Source organism: Vibrio paracholerae (assembly GCF_037672085.1).
Classification (GTDB): Bacteria; Pseudomonadota; Gammaproteobacteria; order Enterobacterales; family Vibrionaceae; genus Vibrio; species Vibrio cholerae.
In genome coordinates this window covers 542,262-559,100 of record NZ_JBBHLM010000002.1, presented here as the reverse complement: position 1 = coordinate 559,100, position 16,839 = coordinate 542,262, and the positions used below count along the sequence as shown (strand labels likewise).

12 protein-coding genes and 1 other RNA gene are annotated in these 16,839 nt (G+C 49.8%); 2 read left to right on the top strand and 11 right to left on the bottom strand.

Annotated features, from left to right (window positions below; all coding sequences use genetic code 11):
- Nucleotides 1–3: 3 nt before the first annotated feature.
- From rsmH to xerD, 9 genes are all read right to left on the bottom strand, one after another.
- Nucleotides 4–954, bottom strand: coding sequence for a 16S rRNA (cytosine(1402)-N(4))-methyltransferase RsmH (gene rsmH / locus R4537_RS07925; RefSeq protein ID WP_000127223.1), 951 nt, complete (start codon nucleotides 952–954; stop codon nucleotides 4–6).
- Nucleotides 955–1,135: 181 nt separating this feature from the next.
- Nucleotides 1,136–1,537: RNase P RNA component class A (rnpB, locus tag R4537_RS07920), an RNA gene on the bottom strand.
- 160 nt (nucleotides 1,538–1,697) lie between these two features.
- On the bottom strand, nucleotides 1,698–3,125 hold the full coding sequence (lpdA, locus tag R4537_RS07915; RefSeq protein ID WP_000031534.1) for a dihydrolipoyl dehydrogenase: 1,428 nt from the start codon (nucleotides 3,123–3,125) through the stop codon (nucleotides 1,698–1,700).
- Nucleotides 3,126–3,393: 268 nt separating this feature from the next.
- Nucleotides 3,394–5,286: a pyruvate dehydrogenase complex dihydrolipoyllysine-residue acetyltransferase gene (aceF, locus tag R4537_RS07910; RefSeq protein ID WP_071179233.1), complete on the bottom strand. Its 1,893-nt coding sequence runs from the start codon at nucleotides 5,284–5,286 to the stop codon at nucleotides 3,394–3,396.
- An 18-nt stretch (nucleotides 5,287–5,304) separates the two neighbouring features.
- The gene (gene aceE, locus R4537_RS07905) at nucleotides 5,305–7,980 is read right to left on the bottom strand and encodes a pyruvate dehydrogenase (acetyl-transferring), homodimeric type (RefSeq protein WP_071179234.1); all 2,676 of its coding nucleotides are present in this window, start codon (nucleotides 7,978–7,980) and stop codon (nucleotides 5,305–5,307) included.
- Between the two features lie 49 nt (nucleotides 7,981–8,029).
- Nucleotides 8,030–8,800 carry a pyruvate dehydrogenase complex transcriptional repressor PdhR gene (pdhR, locus tag R4537_RS07900; RefSeq protein WP_071179235.1) on the bottom strand — a complete coding sequence of 257 codons (771 nt, stop codon included), beginning with the start codon at nucleotides 8,798–8,800 and terminating at the stop codon, nucleotides 8,030–8,032.
- A 396-nt stretch (nucleotides 8,801–9,196) separates the two neighbouring features.
- Complete coding sequence (gene recJ / locus R4537_RS07895) at nucleotides 9,197–10,936, bottom strand: single-stranded-DNA-specific exonuclease RecJ (RefSeq protein WP_071179236.1); 1,740 nt, start codon at nucleotides 10,934–10,936, stop codon at nucleotides 9,197–9,199.
- Between the two features lie 58 nt (nucleotides 10,937–10,994).
- On the bottom strand, nucleotides 10,995–11,747 hold the full coding sequence (gene dsbC, locus R4537_RS07890) for a bifunctional protein-disulfide isomerase/oxidoreductase DsbC (RefSeq protein ID WP_071179237.1): 753 nt from the start codon (nucleotides 11,745–11,747) through the stop codon (nucleotides 10,995–10,997).
- Nucleotides 11,748–11,763: 16 nt separating this feature from the next.
- Nucleotides 11,764–12,672 (bottom strand): site-specific tyrosine recombinase XerD, encoded by a 909-nt coding sequence (gene xerD / locus R4537_RS07885; protein WP_071179238.1) that lies wholly within the window; start codon nucleotides 12,670–12,672, stop codon nucleotides 11,764–11,766.
- Between the two features lie 137 nt (nucleotides 12,673–12,809).
- On the opposite strand from xerD, the gene fldB reads away from it, so the two are divergent.
- Nucleotides 12,810–13,328, top strand: a complete 519-nt coding sequence (gene fldB / locus R4537_RS07880) for a flavodoxin FldB (protein WP_019828645.1) — start codon at nucleotides 12,810–12,812, stop codon at nucleotides 13,326–13,328.
- A 46-nt stretch (nucleotides 13,329–13,374) separates the two neighbouring features.
- Here fldB and R4537_RS07875 read toward each other — a convergent pair whose 3' ends face one another.
- The gene (locus R4537_RS07875; protein ID WP_071179251.1) at nucleotides 13,375–14,763 is read right to left on the bottom strand and encodes an IS4-like element ISVa18 family transposase; all 1,389 of its coding nucleotides are present in this window, start codon (nucleotides 14,761–14,763) and stop codon (nucleotides 13,375–13,377) included.
- Nucleotides 14,764–14,989: 226 nt separating this feature from the next.
- A complete protein-coding gene (gene ampD, locus R4537_RS07870; RefSeq protein ID WP_071178185.1) occupies nucleotides 14,990–15,535 on the bottom strand; it encodes a 1,6-anhydro-N-acetylmuramyl-L-alanine amidase AmpD in 546 nt (181 codons plus the stop codon).
- Between the two features lie 311 nt (nucleotides 15,536–15,846).
- On the opposite strand from ampD, the gene nadC reads away from it, so the two are divergent.
- The gene (gene nadC, locus R4537_RS07865) at nucleotides 15,847–16,737 is read left to right on the top strand and encodes a carboxylating nicotinate-nucleotide diphosphorylase (protein ID WP_071178224.1); all 891 of its coding nucleotides are present in this window, start codon (nucleotides 15,847–15,849) and stop codon (nucleotides 16,735–16,737) included.
- Nucleotides 16,738–16,839 lie beyond the last annotated feature (102 nt).

Sequence of the window (16,839 nt, the reverse complement as noted above, 5' to 3'; positions counted from 1 at the left end):
CTTCTACAGTTTTTCTGCCACGCGCAGAACAGAGCTGCGTGAACGCGGGTTAAGTTCGACTTCTTGATCCGATGGCTTGAGTGCCTTACCTACGGTTTTCATTTTGGCACTACCAAGGGCACGAATTTGCTCTTGGGTCAAAGGAAGGCCGTGTGGTACTTCTGGGCCTTGGCTCTCTTTACGCATAAAGCGTTTCACCATGCGATCTTCCAGTGAATGGAAGCTGATCACGGACAGACGGCCTTGCGGAGCCAGAATGTCAGAAGCGCCGCGCAATGCGGTATCAATCTCTTCTAATTCACTGTTGATGTAGATGCGAAAAGCCTGAAATGCACGGGTGGCGGGGTGCTTTTTCTCTTTAAAACTTTTCGGCGCCGCGTCGGAGATGAGTTTTGCTAACTGGCTGGTACGCGTCAAGGGCTCGTTGAGCTCATTTTCCCGATATTCGACAATGGCTTTAGCAATTCGGCGTGCATGTTTATCTTCACCAAACTCGCGAATTACCCAAGTGATGTCATCCAGATCCGCTTGAGCAAGCCACTCAGAAACCGGCATGCCGCTGGTTGGATCCATACGCATATCAAGCGGGCCATCTTTCATAAAGCTAAAACCGCGCTCAGCATCATCCAACTGCGGTGAAGAAACCCCGAGATCGAACAACACACCATCGACTTTACCCACCAGATCGTAACGCTGTGCGTATTCGGCAATCCCAGAGAAAGGGCCATGAATGATGGTAAAACGCGGATCATCAATTTTCTGCGCTTCGGCAATGGCTTGCGGGTCACGGTCAATACTGTACAGACGACCTTGCGGCCCTAACTGAGCGAGAATAGTGCGACTGTGACCACCGCGGCCAAAAGTACCATCGATGTAGATACCATCCGGCTTGATCGCCAATCCTTCAATCGATTCGTTCAGTAATACAGAGATGTGTTGAAAAGATGCAGTCATGATTTTCTCGTTGTGCTGGGCATGCCCGTCATATGGTTTAGTGTACTGATTTCAGACACTACCGCTAGCCATAAGCGTATACAGGACGTGACTTTGCGCTAAGTTTAATGGTTTTGCTACGACCTGAGTCAGCAAAAAGCAAAAAACCCACCATAACACAAGGCTATGATGGGTCTGCAATAGGTGGAGTCGACGTATAAGCCGGGTTCTGTTCCGCTTGCGCGGTAGTAGCCATTCCTCTAGGCCAGCAATCACTCACTGGCTCAAGCAACCTACCCGCCTCCTAACGCGAGCAACGCTATGTGGAGGCCTATTTGGTCTTGCTCCGGGTGGAGTTTACCCTGCTACGAACTGTTGCCAGTCGCACGGTGCGCTCTTACCGCACCCTTTCACCCTTACCTGATCCCATCCCGAAGGAGAGGCCATCGGCGGTTTGCTCTCTGTTGCACTTGTCGTAGGCTTGCGCCCCCCAGGCGTTACCTGGCACCCTGCTCTATGGAGCCCGGACTTTCCTCCCCCTTATCAGTCTCCCTGGCGATAGGCCAAGGGACGTCAATAAGGCAGCGACTACCCAGTCAACTCCGCGGCGGATTGTAGCGAGAAGTGTGAGCAGAGTCCAGAAACAATCCTCCAGCGCATCAAATCTCCGCTCAACTGCTTACTTTGCATTCAATTGGCAATCAAAGGCGAAAAAAAAACCGCTGCAAGCAGCGGTTTCTTCCTTTAACCAAGCGGATCAGAAATTACTTTTTCTTTTTCGCTTTAGCGTTTGGTAGGTCAGTGATGGTGCCTTCGAAGACTTCAGCGGCCAGCCCCACAGACTCATGCAGCGTTGGGTGAGCGTGAATGGTCAGTGCGATGTCTTCTGCATCACAGCCCATCTCGATCGCCAGACCGATTTCACCGAGCAGTTCACCACCGTTAGTACCTACGATAGCACCACCGATCACACGGTGAGTCTCTTTATCGAAGATAAGCTTAGTCATACCGTCTGCACAGTCAGAAGCAATCGCACGGCCAGAAGCTGCCCATGGGAAAGTCGCCACTTCATAGTTGATGCCTTCTGCTTTCGCTTCTTTTTCTGTCTTACCAACCCAAGCCACTTCTGGCTCAGTGTAAGCGATAGATGGGATCACTTTTGGATCGAAGTAGTGCTTCTTACCCGAGATCACTTCTGCGGCTACGTGGCCTTCATGCACGCCTTTGTGTGCCAGCATTGGTTGACCCACGATGTCACCGATCGCGAAGATGTGCGGAACGTTAGTGCGCATTTGCTTATCCACGCGGATAAAGCCACGCTCGTCCACTTCCAGACCCGCTTTCTCAGCATCCAGTAGTTTACCGTTTGGTACACGGCCAATCGCAACCAGAACTGCATCGTAACGCTCAGCTTGTGCTGGTGCGCTCTTACCTTCCATTGAAACGTAGATACCATCTTCTTTCGCTTCAACGGCGGTCACTTTGGTTTCCAGCATCAGGTTGAACTTATCTTTGATGCGTTTGGTATAGACTTTAACCATGTCTTTATCCGCTGCAGGGATAAGTTGGTCAAACATCTCAACCACATCAATTTTAGAGCCCAGTGAGTGGTAAACAGTCGCCATTTCCAGACCGATGATACCGCCGCCCATGATCAGCAGTTTTCCAGGCACTTCTTTCAGTTCTAGCGCATCGGTTGAATCCCAAATACGTGGGTCTTCATGCGGAATGAATGGCAGTTTGATTGGACGAGAACCTGCAGCAACGATCGCGTTATCGAAAGTTACAACAGTTTTGCCCTCTTCGCCTTCCACTTCAATGGTGTTCGGGCCAGTGAATTTACCGTAGCCGTTGACTACGTTCACTTTACGCATTTTTGCCATACCAGCCAGACCACCAGTCAGCTGATTGATCACTTTTTCTTTCCACAGACGAACTTTGTCGATGTCTGTTTTTGGCTCGCCAAACACGATACCGTGCTCAGTCAGCGCTTTGGCTTCTTCAATCACTTTTGCCACGTGCAGCAGTGCTTTAGAAGGAATACAACCAACGTTCAAACACACACCACCTAGCGTGTTGTAACGTTCGATGATGACGGTATCCAGACCTAAGTCTGCACAGCGGAATGCGGCGGAGTAACCAGCAGGACCGGCACCAAGCACCACGACTTGGGCTTTAATTTCTTTGCTCATTTCGACCTCTTGTAGTCAATATCCCTAACAGGCTGATGGGTGTTCTATCTAGTTGTTTTATTTACAAACGAATCAAAAACGAATGTTTCAAATCAAGCATGTAAAACGATTACTTTCAGACCGCAACAGTTTACAGAGATGTTAATGGTGTGAAAAGTAAATCCATGTAGCCTGTGAGCTAGACAACAATTCAACGGAAAAATCAGTTTCAACGTCAAATTGGCAGATAACCATTAAATCGGGTGGCTTTCGCCACCCGAGAATGCGCTTACAGTACCAGACGACGGATGTCGCTTAGACACTCGTTCAGGTAAGTAATGAAACGTGCACCTTCTGCACCGTCGATCACGCGGTGATCGTAAGACAGTGACAGTGGCAGTTGCAGACGTGGCGCGAACTCTTTGCCGTTCCACACTGGCTTCATCTCAGACTTAGACACACCCAAAATAGCCACTTCAGGTGCGTTAACGATTGGGGTAAACGCTGTACCGCCAATGCCACCTAGGCTAGAGATAGTGAAACAGCCACCTTGCATGTCAGCAGCAGTCAGCTTACCGCCACGGGCTTTCTTCGAGACTTCAGCCAGCTCTTTTGACAGCTCGTAGATGCCTTTCTTGTTCACATCTTTAAACACAGGAACCACCAGACCATTTGGTGTATCCACTGCGATACCGATGTTCACGTATTTCTTCAGGATCAAGCTTTCGCCATCGTCAGACAGAGAAGAGTTGAACGCAGGGAAAGCTTCCAGCGCTTTCGCAGCGGCTTTCATAATGAACACCAGCGGAGTGATCTTCATACCTGTGTCGCGCTTCGCTTCCATCGCGTTTTGCTCTTGACGGAATTTCTCTAGCTCAGTGATGTCTGCATTGTCCCATTGGGTCACGTGCGGGATCATCACCCAGTTACGGTGCAGGTTAGCACCCGAGATTTTCTTGATGCGAGACAGTGGTTGCACTTCGGTATCACCGAACTTGCTGAAGTCCACTTTTGGCCAAGGCAGTAAGCCCAGCGCTGCGCCATCACCTTTACCAGAAGCCGCCGCTTGCGCGCCAGATTCCAGACGTTTCAGCGCTTCTTTCACGTAGTTCTGTACGTCTTCTTTCAGGATACGGTTCTTACGGCCAGAGCCTTTGACTTTGGCTAGGTTAACGCCAAATTCACGAGCCAGACGACGCACGACTGGAGAAGCGTGTGAGTACTCATGGTTTTCTTGGAATTCACCACTTGTTGCAGGTGCAGCCGCCGCAGGAGCCGCTGCTTGAGCAGGCGCTACCGCAGCTGCTGGTGCTGCTGCTTGAACAGATGCCGCGACTGGCGCTGCGCCAGCAACTTCAAACACCATGATCAGCGAACCTGTTTTCACTTTATCGCCAGCTGCTACTTTGATCTCTTTCAGAGTACCGGCAAAAGGTGCTGGTACTTCCATAGAAGCCTTATCGCCTTCTACGGTGATCAGAGATTGCTCTTCGCTGATGCTGTCGCCCACGTTAACCATGATTTCCGTTACGGTCACTTCGTCACCGCCGATATCAGGTACTTGAACTTCTTTCAGCGCTGCAACGGCTGGCGCAGCAGCTGCCGCTGGTGCCGCCGCTTGAGCTGGTGCTGCAACTGGCGCAGCGCCGGCTACTTCAAACACCATGATCAGTGAGCCAGTTGAGACTTTGTCGCCCGCAGCGATTTTGATCTCTTTAACCGTACCAGCGAAAGGCGCTGGTACTTCCATTGACGCTTTGTCGCCTTCAACGGTGATCAGAGATTGCTCTTCCGCAACCACATCGCCCACTTTGACCATGATTTCAGTCACTTCAACTTCATCACCGCCAATGTCTGGTACTTGCACTTCTTTCAGTGCAGCGGCCGCTGGAGCTGCAGCAACTGGTGCTGCCGCTTGAGGCGCAGGAGCTGGTGCAGCCGCTGCTGCACCTTCCGCTTCAAAGACCATGATCAGAGAGCCAGTAGACACTTTGTCACCTGCCACTACTTTGATCTCTTTAACGATACCCGCTTGAGACGCAGGAACTTCCATAGAAGCTTTGTCGCCTTCAACCGTGATCAGAGATTGCTCTTCGGCCACTTTGTCGCCGACTTTGACGAGAATCTCAGTGACTTCAACCTCATCCGCACCGATGTCAGGTACATAAATTTCGATTGCCATTACTTTTCCTACCTTCAATTAAGCGTACAGCGGGTTGGTTTTTTCAGTATCGATGTCGAATTTCTTGATTGCTGCTGCAACCACAGACTTCTCAACTTCACCACGTTTTGCCAGTTCATTCAGCGCTGCAACTACCACGTAGCCAGCATTCACTTCAAAGTGACGACGTAGGTTTTCACGGCTGTCTGAGCGGCCGAAACCATCCGTACCCAGCACTTTGTAAGACTGTGCAGGAATGAACGCACGTACTTGATCCGCGTAGTTCTTCATGTAGTCAGTCGCTGCGATAGCAGGCTCAGTACCCATCACTTGTGCGATGTAAGGGACTTTCACTTCTGCTTCTGGGTGCAGCATGTTGAAACGATCACACGCTTGGCCATCACGCGCCAGCTCGTTGAATGAAGTCACAGAGTAAACATCAGACGCTACGCCGTACTCTTCACTCAGAATTTGTGCTGCTTTACGCACTTCGTTCATGATGGTGCCTGAGCTCATCAGTTGAACTTTTGCTTTGTTACCAGCCGTTCCTTGAGACGAATAGCTTTCCAGCTTGTAGATACCTTTACGGATACCTTCTTCAGCGCCAGCAGGCATTGCTGGGTGAGCGTAGCTTTCGTTCATCAGTGTCAGGTAGTAGAACACGTTCTCTTGCTCACCATACATACGACGGATACCGTCTTGCAGGATTACCGCAACTTCGTAAGCGAAGGTTGGATCGTAAGAGATACAGTTTGGTACTGTGCCCGCCAGAATGTGCGAGTGACCATCTTCGTGCTGTAGACCTTCACCGTTCAGTGTGGTACGACCCGCAGTAGCACCCAGTAGGAAGCCACGCGCTTGTTGGTCGCCCGCCATCCACGCCATGTCGCCAACACGTTGGAAACCGAACATAGAGTAGTAGATGTAGAACGGGATCATCGGCAGGTTGTTGGTGCTGTATGACGTTGCCGCCGCAACCCAAGATGACATGGCACCCAGCTCGTTGATACCTTCTTGCAGTACCTGACCTGACGTCGCTTCTTTGTAGTAAGAAACGATATCGCGATCTTGTGGAGTGTAGTTCTGACCGTGCGGGTTGTAGATACCGATTTGACGGAACAGACCTTCCATACCAAACGTACGCGCTTCGTCCGCGATGATAGGAACGATGTTTTGACCAATGTTCTTATCTTTCAGCAGAATGTTTAGAGTACGTACATACGCCATGGTTGAAGAGATTTCACGGCTCTGCTCTTCCAGCAGTGGCTTGAACTCTTCCAGCGCTGGAATAACCAGTTCTTGAGTGAAGTTAGGCAGACGCTGAGGCGTGTACCCGTGCAGCGCTTTACGACGAGCGTGCAGGTATTCAAACTCTTTTGAGCCTTCTTCCAGTTTCAGGTACGGCAGGTTATTTACTTCTTCGTCAGAGATCAGATCTTGCAGGCCTAGACGGTTACGCATCGCCAGAACATGGGTCATATCCATCTTCTTCACTTGGTGTGCAATGTTCTTGCCTTCTGCCGCATCACCCATGCCGTATCCTTTAACGGTTTTCGCTAGGATAACGGTTGGACGACCTTTGGTGTCTTGAGCGTTTTTGAACGCTGCGTACAGTTTAGATGACTCGTGACCACCGCGTTTCAGAGCGAAGATCTCATCGTCAGTCATATCTGCAACTAGCGCAGCTGTCTCTGGGTACTTACCGAAGAAGTGCTCACGAACGTAAGCGCCATCTTTCGCTTTGAACGTTTGGTAGTCGCCGTCGATGGTTTCGTTCATCAGTTGCAGCAGTTTACCTGTGGTGTCTTTCGCCAGTAGTTTGTCCCAGCCATTACCCCAGATCACTTTCACAACGTTCCAGCCTGCGCCACGGAATAGACCTTCCAGTTCTTGGATGATCTTGCCGTTACCCATAACAGGGCCGTCCAAACGTTGCAGGTTACAGTTGATAAGGAAGCATAGGTTATCCAGCTTCTCACGCGCTGCGAAAGAGATCGCGCCGCGAGATTCTGGCTCGTCCATCTCACCGTCACCAAGGAAGGCGTATACGCGCTGCGCAGTGGTGTCTTTCAGGCCACGACCATTCAGATACTTCAGGAAACGAGCTTGATAAATCGCAGAAATTGGACCCAGCCCCATAGATACGGTTGGGAATTGCCAGAATTCAGGCATCAATTTCGGGTGCGGGTAAGAAGGAAGACCTTTGCCATCCACTTCCTGACGGAAGTTGTCCAGTTGTTCTTCGGTCAAACGGCCTTCAACGAAAGCACGCGCGTAGATCCCTGGAGAGATGTGACCTTGATAGTAAACCAAGTCGCCACCGTCTTTCTCGTTTGGAGCACGGAAGAAGTGGTTGAAACAGGTTTCGTAGAAAGCAGCGGAAGATTGGAAAGAAGCCATGTGGCCACCCAGTTCCAGATCTTTCTTCGATGCACGCAGCACGATCATGATCGCGTTCCAGCGAATGATTGAACGAATACGACGTTCGATCGTGGTGTCACCTGGGTAAGCAGGCTCTTGCGCCGCAGGAATCGTGTTGATGTAGTTGGTGGTCACGCCTGTTGGCATGTCTACACCATCCAAACGCGCTTTTTCCAATACTTGCTCAAGCAGGTATTGCGCGCGCTCTACGCCTTCTTCACGGACAACGGATTCAAGGGCAGCAAGCCACTCCTGAGTTTCCAGTGCATCTACGTCATGCTTCATGTCAGACATGGCGATCTATCCTTCTGTTGGTTGGATTTAAGTTGAATCGCAATGGCCGCTATTGCGGCTCATTACCTTGTTGAATTCGACGCAGAGATCGCTCACGGCGAGTCTGTTCACGAGTCAAATCCAACAACGTTTCTTCGATATAAGCTAAGTGAGAATGGGACATTTCACGTGCCTTTTCCGGCTGACCCGAAACAATCGCATCCACAATGTTAGCCCGGTGTTTGCTTACTTTATCTACCGCTTCAGGGCGGCGATGTAAGAGTTTAAAATTCTGACGAATATTCTGCTCAAGCAGTGGACTCAGGCTGCGTACGATGTGCAGAAGCACAACGTTGTGCGCCGCTTCAGTAATGGCAATCAAAAATGCCATCACCCGCTCTGCTTCTTCATCCACATTATTCAATGCCTGAGCCTCCGCGATACGCGTGACACAGTGTTGAATACGAGCAAAATCTTCTTCGGTACCACGCAACGCCGCAAAATAGGCGCAAATACCTTCCAGCGCATGACGCGCTTCCAGCAGATCCAGTTGAGTTTCGGAGTGGCTAGACAATAAATTTAGCAGAGGATCAGAAAAGCTCTGCCAAATTCGGTCACTAACGAATGTACCGCCACCTTGACGGCGGGTAAGCAAGCGTTTGGCTTCCAAGCGTTGTATGGCTTCTCTGATCGAGGGGCGAGACACTTCAAACTGTTTGGCCAGTTCGCGTTCCGGAGGAAGTTGCTGACCGGGTGAGAGTGTTCCTTCCACTATCAGTCTCTCCAGTTCTTGTTCAATCACATCGGAGAGCTTTGGCTGACGGATCCTTTGATAAGCCATAATTTATTGTTCTTCTACTCTTATTCTTCTTGCTGGCAATTGGTAATACCAATTTTAAGTTGGTGCAGAAATTAACATAATTAAAACGCCAGTGTCCAGCCGAAAATTGACCTAAATCATAGAACCGCTCACGCTCTAACAATCCAGCAACAATAGTTGATTAAAACAGCAAAAATATTGGTCAGACCAATTACAAATCATATACAGATGGGGACTTGATGGGCTAGAAGTGTCAGTTGATGACAATTTTTGAATAAATTGAATAAGTTGGATAAAGAGGGAGGCATCATCTTGAGAATAAAGCAAAAAAGAGATGCCCAAATCACTTGGCGTTGCTGGTTAGAAGGGGATATTTCAGCGGCAGAATTCCCCCCTTTAATAGCAAGAGGAGAAACTCTACTTCGCTTCCAGATGATCAATCATGAGTTGCAATGATTGATTACCGCGAAACTCGTTGATGTCGAGTTTGTACGCCAAACGTACCGTTTTGACTGAGGCATCCGGCCAACGACGTAGGTCGACATTAAACGCAATCCCGTCGATCATCACATTGGTTGGAAAACCTTTATACAGCGGTTCGAGCATCAGTTTGAGGTGTTTTTCGCCGACCAGTTTTTGGTGCAGCACTTTAAATTCGCCATCAAACAGGGGTTCAGGAAACGCTTGCCCCCACGGGCCACCAGCACGCAGTAATTCGGCGGTATGCAGCGAAAACTCTTCTGGTTTCAGTTCGCCATCGCTGAGAATGATGCCTTTGAGTGCTGCTTCATCCAGCTCTTCACGCACTAGCTGGTCAAACAGTCGGCAAAAACGTGCAAAATTTTGCTCTTCAATGGTTAATCCAGCCGCCATCGCGTGACCACCAAATTTGAGGATGATGCCCGGGTTTTGCGTATCAATTTTATCTAGTGCATCACGCATATGCAGACCGGGAACCGAGCGACATGAACCTTTCAGCTTGCCATCGCCGCCTTCAGCAAACGCAATCACGGGGCGGTGGTATTTCTCTTTGATGCGCGAAGCGAGAATGCCGATCACCCCTTGGTGCCAATCGCGCTGAAACAGCACTAAACCGTAAGGCAGCTCGCGATCATCGCTCAGTTGCAAGCGCTCACAAAATGCGACCGCCTCTTGCTTCATCCCCTCTTCAATCTCTTTTCGGGTTTGATTGAGGCCGTCCAGCTCACTCGCCATACGCCGCGCAGCGTGAATGTTGTTACACAGCAAAAGCTCAACGCCGAATGACATATCATCCAAACGCCCTGCGGCGTTAATCCGCGGCCCAAGCGCAAAGCCAAAATCAGCAGCGACCAAACGGCGCGCATCGCGCTTAGCGACTTCAATCAGAGCTTGAATACCGGGACGCGCTAAACCCGCACGAATACGCTGCAAACCTTGGTGCACCAAAATACGGTTGTTGTCATCCAGTGGCACCACATCGGCGACCGTACCGAGTGCCACTAAATCGATCAGTTCCATCAATTTCGGTTCAGCCATGCCTTGCGCGACAAACCAACCTTGCTGACGCATGTGCACGCAAAGTGCCATCATCAAATAGAAAGCAACCCCTACCCCAGCCAGCGCCTTAGAAGGAAAAGCACACTGCTGCAAGTTCGGGTTCACCATGGCATCGACTTCAGGGAGTTCTTGTCCAGGTAAGTGATGATCGGTGACCACCACTTGTAGCCCTTTCTGTTTGGCGTAACGCACCCCTTCCAGTGATGAAACGCCGTTATCCACGGTCATGATCATCTCTGCGCCACGCTCAATCGCTTGGTCAACCACTTCAGGGCTCAGACCATAACCATCTTCAAAACGGTTCGGCACTAAGTAATCGACATTACGACTACCGAGCATACGCAGCGCGAGCACGGAAAGTGCCGAACTGGTTGCGCCATCGGCATCAAAATCACCGACGACTATGATGCGTTTTTGCTCAGCAATCGCTGCGAACAGCAACTCAACCGCACGATCAATACCATGTAACTGTTTGAATGAGTGCAGCGCTTTGGCGGCTTTTTCAAGTTGTGCCACGTTACTTACGCCACGGCTCAGGTAAAGCCGACGTAATAGTGGGTCGATGTGGTCGGGAAGAAGTGAGAGATCAGGTTCGGGGCGTCGCTGGATTTCTATCATGCTGTGACAGGCCAAAGTTGCCTCTGGCCTGTTTCCTTAATTAGTCGAAAATGAAAAACTATTGTGTGGCTTGCAGACGTTGCAGCAATTGTGGCGCAGGCAAATAGCCGCCAACCATCTCACCATTGGGTAAGAAAATCGCTGGAGTACCGCTAATGCCGAGCTCGTGACCCAGCATATAGTGCTGCGCGATGGTCTTTTGGCATTGGGCGATATCTTTATCGGCGGTAATGGTTTTACGATTCACTTTCGCATCGTGCATCGCCGCTTTCGGATCGTTAGAACACCAGATGGCCGCCATTTGATCCGCGACTTGGCCTGTCGGCCCTTGACGTGGATAAGCCAAATAGCGCACCGTAATACCGAGATCATTGTAATCTTTGATCTGACTGTGCAGACGCACACAGTAACCACACGTGATATCGGTAAATACGGTAATCGCGTATTTCTCATTGGGCGCTTTAAACTCAATCATGCTGTCTTGCAATGCGGCAATTTTCTTGGCGTTGAGTGGCGCTTGGCGTTTAGCCAGCACATCAACATAACCGCCATTACCATCCAGCGCATACAGAGTACCCGCGATAAAGTGCTCACCATCAGGCGAAGAGAACAACACACCACCAGACGTTTGCACTTCAAGCAAACCATTGATATCAGAGGGTTTGATCTCTTCCACTTGCAATCCGAGTTTGGCAAAGCGCTGCTCAAGCTCGGCTTTATTCAATTGTGCTGGTGCAGTGTTCGCTTGTACGTTGAATGCCATACTCAGTAAAGGAAATGCCAGCCATGTTAGTCGGCGCAGTACGCTCATGAAAATCACCTTATTTTCAAGCCCTTGGATGGTGCTCGTTGTGGAGTTGTTTAAGCCGCTCAGTGGCGACATGAGTATAAATTTGTGTCGTGGATAAATCACTATGCCCAAGCAACATCTGCACCACGCGCAGATCGGCCCCATAATTGAGCAAGTGAGTGGCAAACGCATGGCGCAATACGTGCGGCGAGAGTTTTTCCACATCAATTCCTGCAATGACCGCATAGTGTTTAATGCGATGCCAGAAGGTTTGCCGGGTCATCTGCTGACCGCGGCTACTGGGGAAAACGATATCCGACGTCTGCTCCCCCAGCAGTAAAGACCGTCCCTGCTGCAAAAAAGTTTCAATCCATTCAATGGCATTTTCACCCATAGGCACCAAACGCTCTTTACCGCCCTTGCCCATGACTCGCACCACACCTTGGCGCAAGCTCATGTTTTCCATGGTCAGTGAGACCAGCTCTGTCACACGCAGTCCCGTAGCATACAGCAATTCCAACATGGCTTTATCACGCAGCTCAAGTGGACTTTGCGGATCTGGCGCACTCAGCAAAGCTTCAACTTGCGCTTCGCTCAAATCTTTGGGTAAGCGCGTCGGCAACTTAGGACTAATCAAAAGCGCACTCGGATCGTCGGCGCGCACCTTTTCCCGATGCAGATATTGAAACAGGCGACGAATCGCCGACAACATGCGCGCTTTCGAGGTCGGTTTGTAATTTTGCTCCGACAGCCAGCTTTGATACTCCTGCAAACCAGCAAAGCTAATAAAATCGAGCCGATACTGGTTCTTCGCCATCCACTCTAATAGCTTACTCAAGTCATTACGATAAGACGTCACGGTATTTTCTGCCAAACCGCGCTCAAACCACATGGTATCTAAAAATTGTTCCACCAACCCTTGGTCGGGAGATAAGGCTTCGCTCACTCTATCCTCAGCTCTAGCTCTCTTTTTACTGGGCGTTTAATAGCATAAAAATACGCAGGATGCAGGATATTGGCTGCATTCCGATCATTTTTATGGTTAGAATTTGCCATTCCTTCGCAGACAGATACAAATTATTGATGAAGATTGGTCTATTTTATGGCTCAAGCACCTGTTACACCGAAATGACCGCGGAGAAAATTCGCGCCATACTGGGTGAAGAACTGGTGGATATCCACAACGTAAAAGAATCGCCTCTCACTTTAATGAGTGATTACGATCTTTTACTGCTGGGCATTTCAACATGGGATTTTGGTGAAATCCAAGAGGACTGGAGTGCGGTATGGGATCACATCGGTGGCGTGTCGCTAAAAAACAAGTACGTCGCGTTGTTCGGCTTAGGCGATCAAGAAGGCTATGGCGAATGGTATCTGGATGCGATGGGGCTGCTGCACGACCAGATCAAGAAGAACGGAGCTAACCTGCTTGGCTACTGGCCAAATCAAGGCTACCACTTTGAAGCCTCCAAGGCTTTGACTGAAGATGGCAGCCATTTTGTCGGCCTCGCACTGGATGAAGATTCACAATATGACTTGAGTGACGAACGCATCGCGACTTGGGTCGAGCAAGTGCTGACCGAGTATCACGACGCGATTTAAGCGCATCCGTGAGCGCTTAATACCCCACCCTAACCCTGTCTCTTGATCACAAGTCTGGTGAATCAAGAGACTTAGCCAGTTCATACCCTTCAAGGATGGTTTGTAACCTAAACCATCCTTGCCATAATGTCTTTATAGAAGCACGACCCGTTCGCTTTGTATTCTTCCAACCCCCTAATCGAGCAATACCTTTGTAAGCCCATGATATGTCCGGATCTTCCTTCGGTAGCCCTTTTCTTTCTAGCTTTAGCCACATTAGCTTCCATGCTTTGCCTTTTAATATCGGCTCACAACTGCTCTTAGATAACTCATCTGATTCATTCATAAATCTCAACTGGAGCAACCGAGTCGCGATAAAAGCCAGAATAACGCTGAGCCTTTCTAAGTTATCTTTGCTTTGCATTCTCAATTGCTCGACTTGAGTGCCTTCACTTTTCCAGACTTTATGAAAATCTTCAATTAGCCAACGCAGCTCATAATAACTGACGATTTTAAGTGCCTCTTCCTTGCTCGTTATTGGCTCTGAGGTGAGTAAGTGCCATGCGAGCTTATCGTTACTCTCTCCTTGTTCTATGCATCCCACGTAGTAAAGCGGAATGTTATTGAACTCTTTTTTATTCGCGGGAGATTTGAGTGTCACGGGGGCATATTTGATGTCTAGGTGAACTGTACGAGCTTTACGGCCGCCTTTTTGCGGTATGTCGAGCACTCTTTCTCCTGCTGATTGCAGCTTGGAAGCGTAGTCATAAAGACGATTATCATGCTCTTCTATACAGCGACTTTGCATTGAGCGAACAAGGAATCGCTGTTGTTGCTCTTGCTTGTAAGTGAGGTATTCAAATAGGTCGGCTTCTCTATCGCACACAGAAATTACATCTGAGATTTTATCGCCAAGTCGCTCTGCGACATGGCGAGAAGCTTGCTCCCATTTATAGCTTTCTTTCTCTTTGTATGGTCGAGTGGCGTACTGGTGTCCTTGTCCACGCTTTTCAATATCTCGAGTCCAGCGTTGTTGTTCAATTAAGCCAACAACCACTTGAGTTTCGGGAGCAAAAAGTAAGGTCGAGTGTATGAACATAGCTCGATTTCGATTGCCTTGATTGGAGTGCCCAAGTTCATCTTGTATGCTGCGATGGGAGTAACTTAGAGAAGTCGTATCTTCTAATGCAAGAAGTGTTTGTTGTTCTAAAGCCTCTTGCGCTGTGACATGAAAGCCCGCTTCAGCGATATCTTCTGCTTTGATTTGCTCATTACGGATAAAGCGATAAGCCCCTTCCATATCTGCAGGGGAGATGATGAGTTTCGAGACCGGTACGCCAGGTTGCTCGGCCAGAGAGGCAGCTAGGGCAACGAGTCTTTGAGTACGTCTTGGGTCATTGAGGTGAGCTTGACCAAATTGCTTTTGTGCCCAGAGGGTTGGTTCTATATAAGTCATTCTAATCATCCTTGTTATTGCTTAGATGATCAGATCATGAAACATAAAATTAGTTCAAAAAAATCCCCAAGCAGAGGCTTGGGGATTTGTGTATAAGAGACAGACCCTAACCCTCCCCTAAAAGGGGAGGGAACTGTTTTTGGTTCCTCCCCTTTTAGAGCAGCAACCTTTGCCCCTCCCCCTTCTAGGGGGAGGCCGGGAGGGGGTATTTCGCACCAACTAAAACCTATGACTTCAAGCCCGCCCGAAAACGCCGCCAGTCAAACACCAAACCGGGGTCGGTTTTACGCAGCGGCGCAATATATTGGTGTCCAGTAATGCGCGGCAGCGTGATGTGCGGGTAGCGCTCCATCAAGGCTTGGGTCAGCTCAGTCAGCGCCTGATATTGCGCATCGCTATACGGCACAAAATCGCTCCCCTCCAGCTCAATACCAATCGAGTAATCATTGCACTTGGCTCGGCCTGCAAAAGAGGAAACACCCGCGTGCCACGCGCGCAGATGAAACGGCACAAACTGCACCACCTCACCATCTCGGCGGATCACGCAGTGCGCCGAGACGCGCATCTTGGCGATCACCTTAAAAAACGAATGTTGATTGGCATCCAGCTCGCCCAGAAAAAACTGCTCAATGTACGGGCCACCAAACTGGCCGGGTGGCAAACTGATGTTGTGCACCACCAGTAGCGAAACATCCTCACTATCATGGCGCGCATCACAATGTGGAGAAGGTACTTTTCTGGCGAGGCGGTACCAGCCTTGACTATCAATCATCCTTACTCCTTGCTTTGATATCTTGTCGGTTGAGAGTGACTCCCAGCCTATCCCTAAACGACTTGGAGTTGCAGCTAGGCGGCAAGTGAGTAAGTCCCCATGAGTATACCCATGAGCATAGGTAAACTCTGTGATTGGGGTGAACGAACCTAGCCAACACCGCTGCAGTTTCAAGTAGGAAGGGGATAACCTGCGCCCGATTCTACCTTACGCATAACAAATTACGAGATTAGAAGCTGAATTTCTACGCGCCAGCCAGTATCATGACGCGGTTTGGTTTAACAGCAAATAACACGGACATTCGACTTGCGATGAAAGAGACTCACAACAGTCAGGATCGCCTTGCGTACCTGAAACAGCAACTGCCTGCCGATATTACCCGCAGCGTGATCGACACCCTAAAGGAAGATTTAGGCGGCACACTTGACCCTGCGGCCGACATTACCGCAAGCCTGATTCCAGCCGATCGCATCAGCACCGCGACCATCATCACTCGTGAAGCGGGGGTGTTTTGCGGCCAGTTGTGGGCGGATGAAGTGTTTAAACAGCTCGGCGGCCAAGTGAGCATTGAATGGTATGTGCAAGATGGTGAAACGCTCACGCCCAACCAAACCTTGTGCACCTTGACTGGGCCTGCGCGTATTCTGCTCACCGGTGAGCGCAACGCGATGAACTTTATTCAAACCCTTTCCGGTTGCGCCACGGCTACTGCGCGTTATGTGCAAGAGCTCAAAGGCACCCAGTGCCGATTGCTCGATACCCGCAAAACCATTCCCGGCCTGCGTAGCGCCCTGAAATACGCCGTGGCGTGTGGCGGCGGTTATAACCACCGTATCGGCGTGTTTGATGCTTACCTCATCAAAGAAAACCACATTATCGCTTGTGGCGGGATCCGTCAGGCGATTAGCACAGCGAAACAGCTCAATCCCGGCAAACCGGTGGAAGTGGAAACCGAAACCTTGGCCGAATTGGAAGAGGCGATCAGCGCTGGTGCCGACATCATTATGCTCGATAACTTTAGTCTTGAGATGATGCGTGAAGCGGTAAAGATTAACGCCGGGCGTGCGGCGCTGGAGAACTCCGGCAATATCACGCTGGATAACCTCAAAGAGTGCGCCGAGACCGGCGTGGATTACATCTCGGTCGGTGCACTGACCAAACACCTCAAAGCCCTTGATCTGTCGATGCGTTTTAAGTCGTAACACTTGAGACTAACTTCAAACATTTCAAACAGTTAACAGGAGGCATCAAGCCTCCTGTTTTTGTTTCTAATGACTCATTTAGTCACATAAGTTTTTAAGTGA